This window comes from Tunturibacter psychrotolerans (assembly GCF_040359615.1).
GTDB classification, from domain to species: Bacteria; Acidobacteriota; Terriglobia; order Terriglobales; family Acidobacteriaceae; genus Edaphobacter; species Edaphobacter psychrotolerans.
Window position 1 is genome coordinate 2,352,731 of the sequence record NZ_CP132942.1, and the last position, 18,738, is coordinate 2,371,468.

Sequence of the window (18,738 nt, forward strand, 5' to 3'; positions counted from 1 at the left end):
TCGCGTGTGTCCTGCATGCTCGTCAAAAGATTCGGCCCTTGAGAAGCAGCTCGAACCCAGCGCTCAATTCGTTGCGATGCCGGATAGGCGAGTCTGCGGCTCCAAACGAATGCTGCCCGGAAAAGTCTCCCCTGATCTCAGGGCGAAACTCGAACCACGGTTTGGGGCGCAGCGTAATACCCGCGGTTGCTTCTCCGTAGGTGCCCGGAACCGCGGCTCTTGCTCCGTGAGGATCGGCAAACCATTCCAACCGCGTCTGCAACGCGGCAATCCGATTCAGTTCATAAGACGAGATAACGAACACATCCCGGCTCCCCGAGTTGTGTCCTCGGTTGGCCGGGTCATGCGGATCAGAAAAGTACCCAACCTCGAAAGCCTGATTGAAACGAGGGGCCCATACCTCGCGCGCCTGCAGTTCAGCAAGTGTCTGCCAGGTCCCAACGTGGTTTGATGCCGCAGCTAGAGGCTTCGGCCCCGTATAGACGGTTACAAGATATTGTTGTTTCCTCTCGGTCGTCGGATGATAAATAAGTTTGGCCAGATAGCTGGGAGCGCGCCCGCGAAGAATGAAGGATGTGTTGTAGCCCATCGTCGTTCCTAGGACGATATCGGTTTGCGAGTTAGTGTGGGCGGTTGCAAATAGCGCGGTTCCACTCGAACCATCATGCGTCCAGAAATAGCCGCGGGAATAGAGCTGGTTGTAGGGTGAAAGCGTCGTCTCGACACCCGTGGGAATGTTGATTTTTCCGGCGGTCCAATCGATCCCTTCCCGAAACAGAATCGGCGTGTGCAGTTTAATGTAAGCTTGGCGGAATTCGGTACCCCATCGCGGGCCGGTCGGTCCAAAATGGTTCTGCGAGCGCAGGAGAGCAGCGTCGGAACCTGCGTAAAAATCGGTTCGAAATCCCCACGAGAGTCTCTTGGTGGTCGATCGTTCCAAAACTAGCCACGCAGCGTCGAGCATGAACTGGTTACTGAAGCGATTCGGTATCGGGGCTTCGACCACAAGCCCGCTGGCGTTGCTAACCGAAGTGAATCCACCATCCAGCCATCCAAATGAACGAACCCTGTGTTTCTGTCCCCAGTCGGAAAGGGCATCCCGACCCAACAACGGCTTCTGATCTTCTGGGTACCTGCCGAGGGTATAGGTTTTCCGATCCGCGCCAGAGTCGTCACGCCCGGTCATCTGCCCCATTCCTTTGGGTTCAGAGGGAGTTTGCGCGGAGCATATTGCACACCACATCAGGAGAAAGATAGCTAAGGCCTGGGCCCGGATTATTAGGTGTTTATTCATCATCATTGCAGTGGTTTTTTTCAAACCGGCGTACGGCTGCGAGGCTTGCATGGGATCGAGGAGGACGCCTTCAGTGCGTCCGATTGGGGTTGAGTCGATTGGAGGTGTGAGGGCCTTGAACCTTTGTCCCGCAATCCGTTGGCAAAAGTGAAAAGGGACCGGAAACCCCGGCCCCTTCGACCTTTCCCGCTGCAGTAAGCACCGATGTCCGTGCTACGCGCATTGCGACAAAGAGTTGCTCTATTTGGTGGGACGCGGAACGGGAACGACTCCGACTTGTTCTTCCTTCGTGTAGGCGGCACCGAAGTAGGGGAATTCCTTCCGGGTGCGGCTGAGGTCTGGGGCGACGCCATCTGCAAGTGGAGTGTTCGATGCCAACTGCAGCATGATGTCCATGACGTCATCACCCAATGGCCGACCGTTGAAAGCTGCCTGATCGAATGCAGCTTCTGTGCCGAGTTCATAAGGAAGGGCGCAGGGAAGAAGGCGGGCTACGACCTGCTTCCCGTATTCGGATGGATTGACCACCGACCCTGCATAGGTCGACATGTTTTCGGCGAACTCAGCGGTCACGCCGGCGTAGTTCGCAATGTCCTCGGCTGGTCCTGCGGCGTTGAACTTGTCGATCAGTTCTGGCTTTGAAGGATCGGTCAGGAAGATGTGGGTGTACAACGGCAGTCCCCACCGCTGTACCTGCATTTCCGGCGCATGCCCATATAGCGACGATGTGGCCCACGCATGTACTTTGCCCTTTCCGATGAGCTCGTTTGGAACCTCTAGAACGATTGCAGTGACGTTCCGGTGACCGAAGAAATTTTTCCGATTTTGGAAGTGGCTGGCGTCATACCGCTTTTCTTTGTAGTACGTCTTGATCCAGCCGATGATGGCAACAGCGTCGCCAGCGAATAGATCTGGCGCCAACCCAACATAGGCACGAACACCATTCTTGGTCTCGACCTTCTCGGTCTCACCCTCAATCAGGACTTCACCCGCGGCACTGCGAGCGGCATCTTTGCCCGTTGCTCTGCGAACCTTGTAACTCTGAATGTGGGTGTGCTCTTCACCATCGGCGTGACGAGCATCACCGAACTGGAGGTTGAACGTCACGTCCTCGTGCGAGTCACCATTCAGGTCGAACCGAAAGGCGTATAGGCCTTCTTTATGGAGAACATCTGGCACAGACAGACCTGCATCCGGATTGACTGTCATAGCCATCACCGTGTGACCGGGTGCGCCCTCGAAGAGATAGAAATCGCAGACGTTTAGGCTTGGATCCTCTTTCGCAAGTTTTGTATCGAAATGATGCGACATACGTAACCTCTTTCATGAAGTGAGTGCGGAAGATCGAAAGGTATAGGCGGCGGAGTCGTGCCGTGGGAAGAATGGGAACGACTTTTGAAGGCGAATGTCTGCCTTTGGCGACCCCGGAGCGGGTGATCCGCTGAGAATGGTATCCACGACCAGGTCGGAAACTTCCTCCGGGTGCCGGCCGTTTTGAGCAGCGAACGTAAAACCGGAAGGCCACTGTGGATCGTAGTGCAGCACGTCGGGTAGCAGCCGCGAGGCCACCCGTCGGGCGTAAGCATCCGGATCGCCTGCCATTCCGCTCTTGCGCCCCTTCGCTGCAATCGCCTTGACAACGTCTTCCATGAGCATCGCGCGATCGTGCGAGGGAGAGATGTTGTGATACGACCTCGCCAAGCCGTCGTCTTCCACGAGAAGGGCGGCGATGAACGGCGATCCGACTCGCTGCCGCTGTCCCGTATGCAACACTCGCTCAGCCCATATATCCATCGCTCCTGAGCCGGCCACCGCCTTCTTTGGCACTTCGACGATCACTGCCTTGAGAACGACACCGTCTACTCCAGGCTGTGTCGTGACGCTGCCTGCAAAGATTCGACATCCATGCTGTTCCAACACTGCAGTATCCGCCGCGCCGCCAGGCAACTCTACGTCCCACCTCCGCGCTCCCGAGTGGATCGTGACCTGCGATTCCTTTTGCGCGCTCCAGTCAAATCGATTCAGACGGAGCGGCCATGTGGCCGCGATCACGGTTGTTTCCGGTTGTACTCCGGGAAATGCGTACAGGTTAGCTTTGTTTGATTTGGGAGCGTATTCATTACCGTCTGCGGACACGCCGACGACTTCGGCCAGCACCTTCGACGGCACCATGGAAGCCACGGCGCTGGCAAGAACACCGCCCAACATCGTACGGCGTGTCACGGTCGTCGTTTCGAAATTCATGCTTGCTCGTTTCATTGTTGTCTCCTTTGAAGCTGGAGTTTGCAGCTGTTGACGCCCCAGCAGCGCCTCCTACGTCCGAGCCTGACCAGGCCCATGGCGCACCGAAACTAGGCAACATCGCTTGTTCAACTAGTATTCTTCGCTCTGCAGGAGAGTCAGGCATCTACCCATTCCATAGGGACATACCTGTATTTTTCTCTAGTGCTTCGTCGGCTTTGATTGCTGCACTCTAAGTACGGCGATGGAGGGCGACAAGCAGTCCTTCAAGGATTGCCTTCAGCTCTTCAACTGTGCCCCATGCACCAGTGGCGATCGATCCATGTCATCCCCAGGCTTTCAAATAACCGCTCTGTCTCCGTCTGCCTCGCTCGGAGAGGCAGTTAGGACACATTGGCGCGAGTACTTGACGGAGTTTTCGGGAACGGGTGCACTGATGTTCTGCATCTGTCTCTTCGGGACAATTCTCTATTGCAATACGTCTCCCATGGCGCGCTTTGCTCTCTCGCGGGCCGAAAACGCTGCGATTATGGGAGTGGGTGTTGCAGGGGCGACATTGCTTATCGTTCGATCACCGTTTGGCAGACGTTCAGGAGCGCATTTCAATCCCGCGATTAGTCTGACCTACCTCTGGCTTGGTCGAATGCACCGTTGGGATGCTCTTTCGTACGTCGCGGCTCATTTTTCAGGAGCTCTGTGCGGGGTGTTCCTTGCCCGTCAATTACTTGGGCTTTCTCTATCATCCGACCCAGTTCACTATGTTGTTACCGTACCAGGAAGCTACGGGCGGGCAGCCGCCTTCATCGCGGAGTTTCTGTTGTCCGCGTTGCTAATGTGTGTCGTGCTCTTTGCCACGAACCATCGGACCCTGGCACGCTTTAGTCCGCTCTTTGTTGCCGCGGTCACTGTCTTTTATTTTGCTATATGCTCCTCCATCTCGGGCTTCAGCGTAAATCCCGCTAGAACCCTCTCATCGGCGATCTTTGCCTGGATCTGGTGGGGGATCTGGATATACTTCATCGCTCCTTGTCTCGGAATGTTAGCGGCCGCAGGTATTTACATCCGCACCTTTGGACCGAGCCGAATTTATTGTGCGAAGGTGTTCCACGATATGCACTCAACCTGCCCGTTTCCATGCCGATTTGCACGTCTCGAGCATGAAAGGTAGCGTTCACGCTCTGCTGTCGGCCTATGTGCTGACACATGGAGATGACATGCGCCGGCCTCCGATCAGACTGCTGGCCCCTTAAGATATGCGAGAGCTGCTCGATGATGACGGAAGAGAAATGAGCAGCTCTCAGCGTCGCCAGAAGTGATTGGTGCTTTTGTTCTGTGTAAGAAGATTATTCTCTCCATCGGAAGATGCCGATCGTACCGACAATCGCGACTGTTTAATCTACAAACAGGGTGCGACCTCGTTTAGACACATGACACATCGGGTCAGTGATGCATTGGCAGCACCATCCCCAAGAGGGACATGCCGTTCCAAGCAATCTGCACACCAATGCACATCAGGATGAAGGCCATGACGCGCAAAATGCCATGTACGGTGGCCGGCGAGACTGCCTTAATCAGCTTCGGTGCATAGCCATAACAGAGGTAGACCGATGCGCTCAGAACCGCTGCGGCTAGGGCAATCCCACCATAAGCTTCGCCCTTTTCAATCAGGCTGCTAGCTGTAGCGTGCGCACTGAGCGTGATTGTTACTACCAGAGTCCCTGGCCCGGCCGTGATGGGGAAGGTGAAGGGATAGAAGATCTTGTCATTCAGATCTTCATGTTCTGTGGGCGCGCTTCCCTCGATTTCTTGATGTTTCGCACGGTTTGATGCGTTGGCGTCCTTCTCGAACAGCAGTGCCCATGCCGTTGCTGCAATGACGATCCCCCCTGTGACCTGAACAACGGGAAGGGATATACCAAAGAAGGCGAGGAGTAAGGAACCCAAAAACTCGATGACGATGAGAAATCCAAACGTCGAGAACGCAATCTTTCGCGCCAATTGGCGATAGACCGCTGCAGGCTCGTCCCTCACTAATCCAAGGAAGACTAGCGCAGATCCAATTGGATTAATGAGCGGGAGAAGAGCAGTCAGCGCGAGAATAAAAGACCTTGAGAACAACACGTTTGCACCCTCTGGGACACCTTTAAGATCGCTTCGCATCGCAAATGAACCAGTGCGACGGCAGTCCTCACCTAGGCCCGGCCAGATCCTCCAAGCCCTTTCACTGATCTCTTCGTTGGGAACATACACGCTGGAGTTGCCGACAACGTTCCGACGAAAACTTTCAAGGGGTTCGAGCCAATCTGACCTAACTGTGTGATCATCGTCGAAGAGACCGCTACAAAGACAGCCCACAGACTGCAGCTCCTGGACTGTACTTTTCTATAGGATCGCAAGTCCCACCTAGAGAAATCTCTAGGCGATAGCCTGAAGAGATTGCCTACCACGATCCCTAAAACGGGTATCAGATAGCTGTGAGTACGTAAGTGGTCGGTGATGCCCAATGATCAGGCTTGCAGGCCAACCGCTCTTATTAATTGGGAGGCATTCACTTGCAAAGTACACCGATCGCTGAATACGCCCTCTTGTCCGATTGCCGTTCCTCTGCTCTCGTGAGCTTGCACTGTTCAATCGATTGGTTGTGTATGCCGGACTTCGATTCTCAGTCTGTCTTCGGTCAGCTCCTTGATACGGACTGCGGACACTGGTGCATCTGTCCAAGGGAAATTGTGCAGATAAGTCGGAAGTATGTGAAAGAAGCGATGGTTTTAGAGACAACATTCGTCGTGAAATCAGGAACGGTAGTTGTTACAGATGCAATGGCCCTTGGAATGGGCGAGCGAGGACACGATCTTGGCCGTCGATCCCCACACGCTTTGTTACGCTCAATTGTTTGCATGGACGGTCACGTACATGTCGACTTTGAATACTCCCCACGGCCAGAATACGGGCTTGTGCTTCCGCTTTTGAAGCGCGTCAGCGGAGGATTGGAAAGCCGTGGGGGATCGAGCATGTTTCTCCTTTCCACACCTCTCGATTTGGAGATAGTGGAGAGCGCTGCGCGCACCGAGTTCACGCTCAACTCAGGTCAAGCCCTTCACTTTTCCTTACAACATCGCTCGATTCTCGACGAACCTCTGTCTTCGTGGAGCCAGACGGAGATTGCTGATCACTCGTCCGATACGGTGGAGGGCTGGCAGACTTGGTCTCAGTTGCACCAAAATTATCAGGGGCCCTGGAAGGAACTCGTCGCTCATAGTGGTCGTGTGCTCCAGGCTCTTACGTACTTTCCAACAGGGGCCATTGTTGCGGCGCCCACGACCTCTTTGCCGGAATCGGTTGGTGGAGACCGAAACTGGGACTATCGCTTCACCTGGGTTCGAGATGCCAGCTTTACGCTCGAGGCTCTGTGGGTTGCGGCGTGTCCGGATGAAGCATTGAAGTTCTTCAATTTCCTTGCGGAAGCAGCCCTGACGCAGGTCCGCAAAGGCGCGGATTTACAGATCATGTTTGGAATACGTGGTGAGCACGACCTCACCGAGCGGACGCTTCCTCAAATGCGCGGATGGCGCGATAGCAGCCCGGTACGCATAGGCAATGGCGCATGGAACCAGCGCCAGTTGGACGTCTATGGTGAATTGATGGAGGCTGTCTTTTTGCTAAGGCAACATCTTAACGATCTGGACGAGCTCACCCGCGAATTTCTGGTCAGTATCGTAGACGCAGCGGCCTCACGCTGGCAGCAAAAGGATCAGGGAATTTGGGAAATTCGCGGTGAACCGCGACACTTTCTCTATTCCAAGCTGATGTGCTGGGTTGCTCTGGATAGAGGCATTCAAATGGCCGAACTCTTGCAAGCTGCAGATAGCGTGTCTTCTTGGCGACAGACTCGAGAGGAGATTCGCGGAGCGATACTTTCGCAAGGTTGGAGCCAAAAAGTCGGATCTTTCTCGCAAGCATTTGGGACAGACGACCTGGATGCGTCCTCTTTGATGATTCCCATCGTCGGTTTTCTGCCGGCGGACGATGCGAGAGTTCTCTCCACCATCGACGCAACTGTCGCACATCTCACGGACCAGCATGGTCTTGTCTTTCGCTACGTTGCGCAAGATGGCTTGTCTGGTAAGGAAGGTTCTTTTCTTCTCTGCACCTTCTGGCTTGCACAGGCACAAGCGATGTCAGGTCAGTTAGATCGAGCGAAGGAGACCTTCGCCAAGGCCATCGGCTTTGCCAATGACGTTGGTTTGCTCTCGGAAGAGATCCTTCCAGATACGAAGGAACTCTTAGGCAATTTTCCGCAGGCGTTCAGCCACATCGGACTGATAAATGCCGCCTGGGCGATCTTTCAGCGTGAGAATGGAGCGTCTGAGGATGATCACGATATCACGATCAGAACCTCCGCCATGGCACAGTAGTGAGCGCGGGACTTGTTCGACGGATAAAGCGCGGATTACTGACCATGAAGCGTAGTACCTTTTTCAAATTCGTAGCACGCCCTGGTCTTTAGGTTTAAACCTGAAGAACTGCAGGCCTCTTTTCATTGCTGTGGCAATAGGTTGTTATTTTGCTGTTGCTAGGGTGCCTCTGGGCTTTCGGCATGTGTCGGTTTCGGCTCGCCGCAGACATCACACTTATGTCGCGCCTATTGCGAATGGCATGATCCAAGGCCGGATAGAAGCGGCCATCTACAACGACCATTTATCACGTGCTCACCTTCAAAGAGAGGGTCGCGTATACCTATTGAATGACCACCCGCATCGGTCAATCGGATAGAGGCCGCTTAGTCGTAGGCCGGATCAGCCTAAGAAGGCGCGTCAAAAGACTTGCGGAAGCTTTTTTGAAGATCGCGTTTCCGGGGATTCGAAGGACGATCTCCGTTCCCTCTGGTGAACCGGACACCACGAGTTTGGCTCCAATGTGAGTGGCCCGCTCGCGCATGCCGGTCAATCCGTAGTGGCCAGCCTTGCCGCTTTTCAAGATGGTTGAATCAATCCCTCTCCCGTCGTCGCGAATGCGAAGCAGAAGATTGTCGTCGTAGACGAGTTCGATGTCGATTCGATGACCATTAGAATGAAGGCAAGCATTACGAATCGCTTCGTCACCTACTCGATAAATCTCATCCCGCGCAATCGGATGCATTTCTTTACTTTTGCCTGATACCGATATATTTACGGCGATGGCCCGATTTATTGCGCAGTCCTCGAATGAAGCGCGTAGGGCTGCTGCGAGGTCATTTCCTTCGGTCGCTGAGTTGCGAAGTGAGTCTAGCGCCGCCCGTCCCTCTCTTGAAGCACGCTCCGACCAATCGGAGATACGTTGGGCGAAGTCTTTTGCCGTCGGTTCACGTATGCTCTCGTTCGCCTGATCGGCAACCATCTTTATTCCTTGAATGGTTTGCAGGAGCGTATCGTGCAGATCGCGCGCGAGACGCGTACGTTCCTCCAGTCGTTCATCGAACCGCACTTTCATCGCGGCTCGAAACTGCCGTATCTTCATCAGGTAGATCGCGTAGGCCATCGCCAGCGACAAGAGGACGCACAGCAAGCGAAATAGGGCAGTCTGATACCAGGCGGGGGGAACCGTGAAATGAAGCAAAGCTCCAGCGGAACTCCACACACCATTGTTGTTGCAGGCGATCACCTGAAACGTATAGTGGCCCGGGCGAAGGTCATTGTAAAAAGCCTGGCGGCGCATTCCAGCATCGATCCAGTTTCTGTCATGTCCGACCAGACGATAGCGAAATTTCACCTTCTCCGGCACGACGTAGCTCAATCCCGCATAGTCAATTTCAGTGTCTCGTGGCGAGATCGGGAACCGGAGGCTGGTCCTCAAGGGCACATCCTCGCGATCGACGACGATACGCTCGATATGAACGGGAGGGGCGAGTGAGTTGTACGGAATATTGCGGGGATCGATCACCTGGATGATACTGCCGTTGGCCGACCAGAGGCGCCCGTCTGGAGTGAGGGTCACAGATGTGCTGCTACCTCCAAATCTTGGATTAACACCGTCGCGGAGGTCAAAGACAGCCGATTTCAGAGTGTGACTGGGATTGTGCCACCACTGTGCAAGCTCCTCATCACTAACCCTTACGATGCCGCAAGCCATATAGAACCAGTGCGAACCTACGCGATCATCAACGATTGAAAAGCCGCTATCACAAGGCATTCCGTCTTTCGTTGTTAGGCTTCGCGCCGTTCCATTCTGATATCGGTAGAGCGTGTGTTCAACACTTGATATCCATAGAGCGCCATCGGGGTCGGATGCAAGCCCGTAGACACTTCCGTCATAGCCTTTGACGGTTTCGAATTGCCCATCGTGGAACCAGAACAGACCGTGAACATAACCACCCGCCCACAAACCGCCTCGTAGGTTGGGCGCCAAAAATAGAGTCTGATTTTCTGGCGTCTTAAATTTAGCGACGACGTGTGCTCCCTCAAGGCGATAGAGGGCCTTTTCGCGTGAGGACTGATCGATGTCTGATATCCACAGCTGATGTCGGGTGTCCTGCGTCATCGCTGCAGCATAGTGGATCTTCATTCCTTTCGGGCCAGTGGCCTCAATGAAGTCTTTGCCGCGGTATGAGAGAAGTTTCTCGCCAGCTCCCGCCCACATCACTCCTTGCGAATCGTTGTAGAGCAAGTCGGTGTAGGAATTCGAAAACTTCAAATTCGAGAAGGTTTGACCTTGATAAACATCGATGCCATGGAACGTGCCAGCCCACACACTGCCGTCTGCCCTAGCTGCTACAGCGGAAGCATTTTCACTGGATAACCCTTGGCTTGCCGTAAAGGAAATGACCGCAAGATCGCGAAATTCACCAATGCCGCCGCTAGTCACGACCCAGAGGTCGTGCTCTCTATCCTCAAAGATGCTGTATATATTATTGCCGCTGAGGCCATCAGTCGTATCGTAATGATCGAGTCTTCCGTTGCTGAGCCTGTAAAGGCCGCTGGTTTCACTCCCGATCCACAACGAACGGTTGTGGTCAAAGAGAAGACGGTTCACCGAAATCTTGCTTCCGTCGACGTTTGAGGCCTTATAACTCTTCCATATCCCATTAGAAAATTGCAGTAACCCGCCTGACTTACCGCTGTCCCGACGGCCCGCCCATATCGTGCCATCTTGATCCGCAACGAGCGCCACCACATAGCTGAACGACTTCGAATAATCGACATTTGGCAGGTGGTACGTCTGAGGCTTCGTTCCCGCTTGCCAGTGGCAGATACTGTCTTCGCTGCCAACCCAAATGGACCCTGGCCTTTCCGATGCAATGGAGAATCCGCGGTTGCAACCAAATCCATCTCTCGTACTTACACAAGAGATGTGCAAATCTCCTATCTTGCAAAACATCCTCGGTTGACCGCTCGGTTCCCAGTCGGCTTGCCCCATCCAAATGTCATTATGTGAGTCTTCGAGAAAGGGCCCGGGTAGTCTCTGCTTCTCTGGATACTGATAGACATGGCCGTTGGTCACACGCGCTAGTCCCAACTCTGTTCCCACGTACAAGCTTCCATCGCGCCCACCCAACAACTGTGAAACCTCCTGCCCAGGAAGCCGCTCGCCGACCGGAGGAGTCCAATGGGTGAAGCGCATACCATCGAATCGAGACAGGCCATTGGCTGTCCCAACCCAGATATAGCCGTCTGTTGTCTGGGCAATCGCCTTAGGGGAGCTGTCAAGTCCATTTTCGCCAATGCGCCAAATCTTGTGTCCATATTGCGCAATCAGGGTCGATGGGTTCAGCGGGTGTGCCGGACGAATACAGGCCAGAATGAGGCACAGGGCTACGAGCTTAGCTCCCAGCCGTGACGGAGGACAAGAAAGCGCTACATCAGTCGACGTGTTCGCTCCGTTTGTGATCTGTGCAACTGGCCATAAACGCAGGTTCTCCACAGATCCCAATCCTAAGCATTCGAGGGGCGGATCAACCTGTAGAAAACTCTAGCTATCGACAATTTAGCGAGACGTTTCGTCAGTTCGGAGAATCTTTGGCAAGCAGTCAAAGACAAGAGCATTCTGCCTCTCATCGCTGAGAAAGCCCATGCAAATTTGCCGATTGAGTTCGCTGTCTGGCCTCCGTGTTGGACAGACCTGCAGAAATATGTAGCTCCAGTCCTGTTGCTTCTAATCTGCCTGAAGCGAGCGAAATCCTTGAGAGTAAAGTTCAACACGGTAGCAATGCTTTGCACCGGCCATTTGGACTGAACGCCTTTTGACTCGAGGTATGCCCACCATGGAAACCAATCGCCCAATAATCGCTTTGTTTGAGAGTCAGTCGTCATCGGTTCTCATCAGATGCGCAGATGATTCGCCGTCAATCCGCGATGAGGCACAGCTAATCGAATCCATCCTCGCAGGCGATACGAATCTTTACCATGATCTCGTCCGACCCTACGAGGCGCTTGTATACCGTATGGCATTTTTGATGCTTCGAAATGAAGCAGATGCCGAAGACGCTGCTCAGGAGACCTTTCTGCGGGCGTACCGCAAGCTGGCAAGCTTTCGGTCTGAATCCAAATTCAGCACATGGCTTACTAGCATTGTCCTGAACGAGGCGAAGGCCCGTTTACGGCGTCGCAAAAACGGGGTCGCCGTTTCTTTGGATTCTCTTTCGAGTCAGACGCATTCGCTACCCGCGCGATACATCTACGACAAACAGGAAAGTGCATTGCTGAGTCTGGAGCGGGCTGAGTTGCGATCTCATTTGCAGCGAGCGATAGCTGACCTCCCAACGATTTACCGAGAAGTGTTGCAGATGCGCCTAGTCGATGAATTTAGTGTCCGCTGTACGGCGCAGGCGCTTATGTCAACGGAAGGAGTCATCAAAGCTCGGCTTCACCGCGCCCGCCGGATGCTTCAGAGACGGTTCGATGCACATAGGACTCGGGAGAAGACCTCCCATGCCTGCGGTGATTGTTGAACCGGCGCTCTCTGCCTGAGACATCTGGCGCTCGGATTTGGAAGGGAAATTGGAAGATCTTCGCTTCAACCCACCCGCTCACAGACACAACACGAGTGGATATGCGGCAACGATTCGATCACGCTCGATGAGACGTAACTTGCGTTTAGGTGCACATTATTCTACGTGGGAAAAATTGGTAGATACCTATGTTTTTCTATGGGCGGCAAATTCCTCACGCCACATATGCTTACCGAATGTGCAATGCGTACGCGTCTGCCAAATCACGCTGGAGGCCTCTCGATACAAGTTTTGGGTATATCACAAGCTTGGCTGAGCGCGAAGGTAAAGATGAGGTCGCAGGGCAACGGGGCAAGGCACGATTCCGTAGCACACGTGATTTGATCGAGAAAGCTTGGACGAGATTCGCATTATTTTGCCTCTGCTCTATGGTCGTGTCATCTTCAGCGTACGCAGCAGATCATAGCCCCTTGTTCAGTTACGCGACGCCTGTCAATGCTGAAGGGGAGTTCAGTTTTGACACTGGACTCTTTGGCCGCACCGGATCGGAGGGAACTCAGTTTTCAACTGGATCAGGGTTTGGGTATGGCCTTAGGCCGCATGTTACCCTCAACGCCTTTCTGCCTGCCATGTTCGGAACAGGCAATCTGTCAGAAAGCCGAATCATTAGTGGTTCTGAGTGGGCAACTGGCGCGTCTTGGCGCTTTCTCGACTCAGGCAGAGGTGTGGGGCGTCGGTTGGAGTCAACAGCGTCTCTAAGCGCGGTTGCTCCAGGTCCTCAATCTGCTACCGGCGTACTTGGTAATCTGCATCGAGCACCGGGTGTCGCGGGATCCTTAGCAGCAGGGATGACTTCACGGAGTCAATATCTTTGGGTCGGCAGCGGTTACACCCGGTTTGCCGAAGCCTCACACGACCGGAGACCAGACACGACCTCATGGAGTGTGGCATATGGCTACCGCCCATCCAAACTGCGTCGAGGCGTGGACCAATGGGATTACCGCGGGTTTGTCGAGTTAACTGGCGAGCATACCGGAGGGGTGAAAACCGGGGGAACCATTCTGCCAAACAGCAGTTCCACCACGGTATGGCTAGGACCGTCAGTCTTGGGGATCTTTGAGGAATTCGCAGTAGAGGCCGGTGTCCAGGGTCCAATTATTCGTGATGAATCGGATGCCATTTATGGTCGTGAGCGCATTCGTTTTGGAATCAACCTCAGCTACCTCAAATACTCGTCGCGGAGTCACTCTCGTTGAAGAGATTGGTGATGAAGAAGATCGCAATTACCGGCATCCTCGCAATGTGTGCGCTGACCGCTCAGGGCCAGTATAAGCAGATCGATATGACGGTCTTCGGAATGGACTGTCCTCCGTGCGCCTTCGCAATCCGACTCTCTATGAAGAACGTCCGCGGGGTCAGCGGCGTTGATGTCGACCTGAACAAGGGACGGGTAACGATTAAATTGACTGCTGGAAGTAATGCTGAATTAAGACAGTTCAACGAGGCCGTCGAAAAGAACGGCTTCGCGCATCAAGATGCAGATGTGCTTGTCGAGGGTGTTTTATTAGGCTTGCCGACAGCGCCGCTCCTGCAGGTAACTGGAACGAACGATCGATACGCATTGGTGCCGTTCGCCCAAGGAGTCGATGTTACAGTCTTATTGGGGAAGTCGGTAATCATTCAAGGGGTCTTACCGCAATCGCCGAGAGGTAAGGTTCCGGTCGTTCTTCGATACAAGACGATCGCGGTGTCTAAATGACAGCTTCTTCGCTTTCAATGCCAGCGATCAAGCGGGTTCGTCAGGCGTCGCTGATGAACTATCTATCACTGTTTGGATCCTTCAGTACGCTCCTTTGCTGCGCCTTACCGTCATTGCTCGTATTGATGGGGATGGGAGCCACTGTAGCTTCCGCGCTCTCAGTCGCTCCATGGCTTGTGACGATGTCAAAGCATAAAGTGTGGACATTCGCTATCGCCGCCGCGCTTATTAGCATGAGCTTCATGATGACGTATTGGGTGGCTCCTCGGATCAAGGAGGGGGAAGCTTGCATAGAAGACGATCCGACCATGTGCGGGCGGGTGAGCAAGTTCAGCCGTATGCTCCTATGGGGATCGGCTACGATCTGGTCTTTCGGCTTCTTCATGGCCTACGTCCTGGGGGGCATACTCGACTGGTACCAATTTGTATGGTTTCGTCTTTTGTGTGGCTTTCTGGTGATTGCGATCGGCTGCTCGCTATATCTGTATCGGCTTCGCCTCAAGGCGGCATCAATGAAGATGCGCTTTGATGAACGGCTCGAAGAGAGGGCCCGTCTAGCGCGCGATCTGCACGATACGCTGCTACAAACCATTCAAAGCGGAAAACTCGTTGCTGACAATGAAAGGAATAATGTGCAAGAGCCCTCGGCCAAGATTGCCCTTCACCGTCTCTCATCTTGGCTGGAGCGCGCTGTCCTTGAAGGTAGAGCCGCTTTAGATTCTCTTCGCGCTTCTACAACCGAGAACAATCACCTCCCCGGATCACTACGAGAAGCTTTCAACGGCTGTAATGCGCAAATGGATTTGGAATTGTTGGTTGCTGGGGAGAGCAGGGAGATGCATCCAATCGCTCGAGATGAGGTCTACAGGATTGGACATGAAGCCATCCTGAATGCCTGCAACCATTCCCAAGGTAACCGCCTCATCGTCGAACTTGTCTACGATCAAAATATGCTCTTGAGGATCCAGGATGATGGCGAAGGCATCGCCCCGCACATCCTGCAAGCTGGCAGATCGGGACATTACGGGCTGATCGGTATGCGCGAGCGGGCTGCTCGCATCGGAGCAAAGCTCACGGTTGTCAGTTCAGCAACAGGCACGATTGTCACCCTGTTCGTGCCTGGCGAGGCGATCTTCCTCGCCTGATCTGGTCTGATTCCTGCACCACATATTGCAGGCGAGGATCGATGTCAATAAACTCTAACGCCGTTGACTACCGCGCAGCCGTCTTAGCAGAAGCAATCAAAGGATTGCTCGGTCAGCCTAAGACCCTTGCCCCTTGGCTCTTCTACGATGCGGAAGGGTCGCTTCTCTTTGAAGATCACGGCTTTGCCAGAGTATTAGCTCAGCCGAACGGAGCGCCAGATTCTAACCGACTGCGCCCCCGAGATCGTGTCGCTAGCTTTGGGAAGGCATCCATCACAAACGGTTTCATATTGATCTCGCGCGAGTGGGAGACTACGTTAATAGAAATTTTAGTGCTTTGGTACAGCGCTCGACTGCTGCGGAAATGTAGCCACAACAATTCCAGAAGGAGTTTGTTTCGCGAGGGTACGTGATTCCAAGAATTCCGAATTCGCAGTACTACTCGTCAGTTTGCGCAAGCACACCAAAGCTGGATCCCATACACTGGCCAATAGGATCTTCGCTAGAACGATTCCGATCATCCAATCACAGACCATACTGCCATTATTGGTTTTTATGCCCTAGGCATCACCCCTAAAACTTGCGGTTTTCACCTGCATAATCTGGTAGTGGTTTGTTGCTAACCGGGTGTTTTTCGGGTTCAAGAGTTGATTAGAGCAAAATCCAGCACTACCCCGATCAGTGAACTGTGCCACCGCCAGTGTCTGGAAGTTGTGCTAACAATCCCTCAGAAGAATCCGAGTGAGTATGCGGTTCGCCAGGCGCAAATCGCTGTCTTTGCAGCGTTGATGCGCCACCAGAGACGTGCCCGGCGTTATCTATTGTTTCGTAAATGGGAATGTGAGTCTATAGAGGAGCCGCGACCAACCGCGCCTCGAAGATCGGAAGATTACGTGTCCCGGAACGATGAGTGAGAACTTGGTCCCGTCTTTTACGGACGTCCGCAACATTAGACGCGCGCCGATCTTGGATGCACGCTCTTTCATGCCTGTAATTCCGAAGTGACCTGGTTTACCTGTTTGAATTAGGTCTGGATCGAACCCTCGCCCGTTATCGTCAATCTGAATCTTAAGGTCTCGACCGTAACTCAAAGCAATCGTCATCACTGAACCGTTGGAATGGACACAGGCATTTCGAATCGCTTCAAAAGCGATGCAATACACTTCCTCTCTGGCGACGGGATGGAGGGGGCAGACATTGCCAGTAACTGTTAGAAATACCCGCATAGAGTTGGGAGCGCAGTCTTCCGCGGTATGCCGAAGAGCCTCGGATAACTCTTCCGATGACGCAGCATTACGAAGAGATTCGAGAGCGGCTCGACCTTCATCCATCGCCTGTGAAAGCCACTGCGAAAGCTTCGCTAAAGACTGCTTCGCCCTGGGTGGATCATCCAGGTATTCCTCTATTCCGTCAGCCACCAGCTTGCTCCCCTGAATCGTCTGTAACAGCGTGTCATGCAACTCACGAGCCAGTCTCGTTCGCTCGCTTAAGCGCTCATTAAATCTCATCTTCATGGATTTGGCGTATCTATTCATCCTGAAGAGATACAGCATAGAAGTCAGCAATATCATCGCAACTACACACAGGGCTTTAAGCAACTTGGTTTGATACCATGCGGGCGGAATACTGAAGAACAGCGCTGCTCCGGCTTCGTTCCAAACCTGATCATTGTTGCAAGCGATCACGTGAAACCGATATTGCCCGGGACCTAGGTCGTTGTAAAACGCTTGCCGTCGCGTGCCTGCTTCCTGCCAGGATGCATCTCGACCCTCAAGCCGGTAACGAAATCTCACCTGCCGTGGGTTAACGAAACTTAATGCCGTATAGTCGATTTCCAGATCACGTACCAGTGGTGGTAGACGAACTGTACCCCCGGCAGAAAACTGCTTTCCATCTGCTGCTACGCTCTCCAGATGCACCGGGGGTGGAATTCCATTGCGAAACAGGTGACTCGGATCGATCATTTGCAAGACAACTTTGTTGGCGAACCAAAGTCGTCCATCGCTTGATTGCGCGGTAGGGTTGTAGTCGGCCTTTCCAGACTGTAGGCCATCGAATGAATCGAAGACCCTCGTAATGACTATAGCTTTTGGGTCATTCCACCATTTTTGAATCTCTTGCTTGTCTATTCGAACCAAGCCGCACTCCATATAGAGCCAGAGCGCCCCTTGATGATCCCAATTCATTCCAATAGCGGCATCGCAGGGCAGGCCGTTGCGAGAGGTCAGGGTTTGAGTCATGCTATTTCGCCACGCAATCAAGCCATATGCCGTTGTGGCAAATACGGAGTCGTCGGAATTGACAGCGATCTGGCGGACCTCATCCGATTCCGAGTGCGGAAAAGTAAATACATCAGCTTGGCCATTGCGGAATCTTGCCAAGTTGCCATCTCGGAGTCCCAACCAGATTGCGCCATGTGAATCAGCCGCGAGAAGGCGTGCGGACGGAATTACGGCCGCTGGATATTCTTCGACCACCTTCAAGTTTCGGATACGGATCAACTCTCTATCCGACCCACTGACTTCAGCCCAAATGTCGTGGTTTATATCCTCGGTCATCCCTACGATGAATCGGGTCGAACTTCCATCGCTCCGAACGACGCGGCTGAACCGGCCTTGTTTGTACAAAAACAGATCAGAATCGATGCCCACCCACAATTGACCAGCGTGATCTGCGAAGAGCGCAGTCACCTCATTGCCTGGCAGGCCTGCGCCCGATCGAACAGACGATATACGACCATCCTTTATCGAGTCCAGGCTATTGCCATTGGCAAGCCAAACCGTGTCGTCCGAAGAGACAACAACGGACACCACGTTGTCCACGCTGAGTCCTTCCCGCGTTGAAAATGTGACGACCTGCGGTCGATGGAAACTCTCAATACCACGCGTCGTAACAGCCCAAATCCCGCCTTCGCGGTCCTCATAGAAACTTCTCACTTTGTTCGCGGAGAGGCCGTCTTCCGAGCGAAATCGATCTACATGGCTGCCGTGGATGTGATAAATCCCCTGGTTCGCCGTTCCCACCCACAGTCCTCCATCGCGGTCGAGCAATAAGGCGATTACGCTCAAGGTTGAGCTATCCAAACCCGGCTCGATCAAGGGTTTCCAAATTCCGTCTCTGAACTGCTGAAGTCCCCGGCCTTTACCTTTCCAGGCCATTCCAACCCATAGCGATCGATCCGGACCCTGCGCGAGGGCCATCACGCCGTCATGCCCCTCTGAGTTCTCAAGTCCAGGCGAAAGATAGTTCGCGAAAGAATTCGGCTGCCAGCGGAAGAGGCCACGATCTGTGCCCGCCCAGAGATTTCCCGATATATCCCTGATGAGCGTAGCTGAAAGGCCCGTAAGGGAGACGCCATCTGCTTTGTCCAGACAAT

At 53.6% G+C, this 18,738-nt stretch carries 12 protein-coding genes; 6 read left to right on the forward strand and 6 right to left on the reverse strand.

Annotation, left to right across the window (positions count from 1 at the left end; genetic code table 11):
• Nucleotides 1–22 precede the first annotated feature (22 nt).
• The 3 genes from RBB77_RS09785 to RBB77_RS09795 form a co-directional block, all read right to left on the reverse strand.
• Nucleotides 23–1,186: an outer membrane beta-barrel protein gene (locus tag RBB77_RS09785; RefSeq protein WP_353066913.1), complete on the reverse strand. Its 1,164-nt coding sequence runs from the start codon at nt 1,184–1,186 to the stop codon at nt 23–25.
• A gap of 348 nt (nt 1,187–1,534) precedes the next feature.
• Nucleotides 1,535–2,605, reverse strand: a complete 1,071-nt coding sequence (locus RBB77_RS09790; protein ID WP_353066915.1) for a DUF4331 family protein — start codon at nt 2,603–2,605, stop codon at nt 1,535–1,537.
• Nucleotides 2,606–2,617: 12 nt separating this feature from the next.
• Nucleotides 2,618–3,553, reverse strand: coding sequence for a hypothetical protein (locus RBB77_RS09795; protein ID WP_353066917.1), 936 nt, complete (start codon nt 3,551–3,553; stop codon nt 2,618–2,620).
• Between the two features lie 418 nt (nt 3,554–3,971).
• Here RBB77_RS09795 and RBB77_RS09800 point away from each other — a divergent pair, with 418 nt between their 5' ends.
• The gene (locus RBB77_RS09800; RefSeq protein ID WP_353066919.1) at nt 3,972–4,703 is read left to right on the forward strand and encodes an MIP/aquaporin family protein; all 732 of its coding nucleotides are present in this window, start codon (nt 3,972–3,974) and stop codon (nt 4,701–4,703) included.
• 272 nt (nt 4,704–4,975) lie between these two features.
• Here RBB77_RS09800 and RBB77_RS09805 read toward each other — a convergent pair whose 3' ends face one another.
• Nucleotides 4,976–5,656, reverse strand: a complete 681-nt coding sequence (locus tag RBB77_RS09805; protein ID WP_313899506.1) for a MarC family protein — start codon at nt 5,654–5,656, stop codon at nt 4,976–4,978.
• Nucleotides 5,657–6,087: 431 nt separating this feature from the next.
• Between RBB77_RS09805 and RBB77_RS09810 the strand changes: the two genes are divergently transcribed.
• Nucleotides 6,088–7,950, forward strand: coding sequence for a glycoside hydrolase family 15 protein (locus RBB77_RS09810; protein ID WP_353066922.1), 1,863 nt, complete (start codon nt 6,088–6,090; stop codon nt 7,948–7,950).
• Between the two features lie 346 nt (nt 7,951–8,296).
• Here RBB77_RS09810 and RBB77_RS09815 read toward each other — a convergent pair whose 3' ends face one another.
• A complete protein-coding gene (locus tag RBB77_RS09815; protein WP_353066924.1) occupies nt 8,297–11,431 on the reverse strand; it encodes a ligand-binding sensor domain-containing protein in 3,135 nt (1,044 codons plus the stop codon).
• A 340-nt stretch (nt 11,432–11,771) separates the two neighbouring features.
• Between RBB77_RS09815 and RBB77_RS09820 the strand changes: the two genes are divergently transcribed.
• From RBB77_RS09820 to RBB77_RS09835, 4 genes are all read left to right on the forward strand, one after another.
• Nucleotides 11,772–12,458, forward strand: coding sequence for a sigma-70 family RNA polymerase sigma factor (locus tag RBB77_RS09820; RefSeq protein ID WP_353066926.1), 687 nt, complete (start codon nt 11,772–11,774; stop codon nt 12,456–12,458).
• A gap of 848 nt (nt 12,459–13,306) precedes the next feature.
• Nucleotides 13,307–13,714 (forward strand): hypothetical protein, encoded by a 408-nt coding sequence (locus RBB77_RS09825; protein ID WP_353066928.1) that lies wholly within the window; start codon nt 13,307–13,309, stop codon nt 13,712–13,714.
• 11 nt (nt 13,715–13,725) lie between these two features.
• A complete protein-coding gene (locus RBB77_RS09830; protein ID WP_353066930.1) occupies nt 13,726–14,217 on the forward strand; it encodes a heavy-metal-associated domain-containing protein in 492 nt (163 codons plus the stop codon).
• Nucleotides 14,214–15,362, forward strand: coding sequence for a sensor histidine kinase (locus RBB77_RS09835; protein ID WP_353066932.1), 1,149 nt, complete (start codon nt 14,214–14,216; stop codon nt 15,360–15,362). Before RBB77_RS09830 ends, RBB77_RS09835 begins: the two co-directional genes overlap by 4 nt.
• An 818-nt stretch (nt 15,363–16,180) precedes the next feature.
• On the opposite strand, the gene RBB77_RS09840 is transcribed toward RBB77_RS09835, so the two are convergent.
• The gene (locus tag RBB77_RS09840) at nt 16,181–18,562 is read right to left on the reverse strand and encodes a sensor histidine kinase (protein ID WP_353067602.1); all 2,382 of its coding nucleotides are present in this window, start codon (nt 18,560–18,562) and stop codon (nt 16,181–16,183) included.
• Nucleotides 18,563–18,738: the final 176 nt, after the last annotated feature.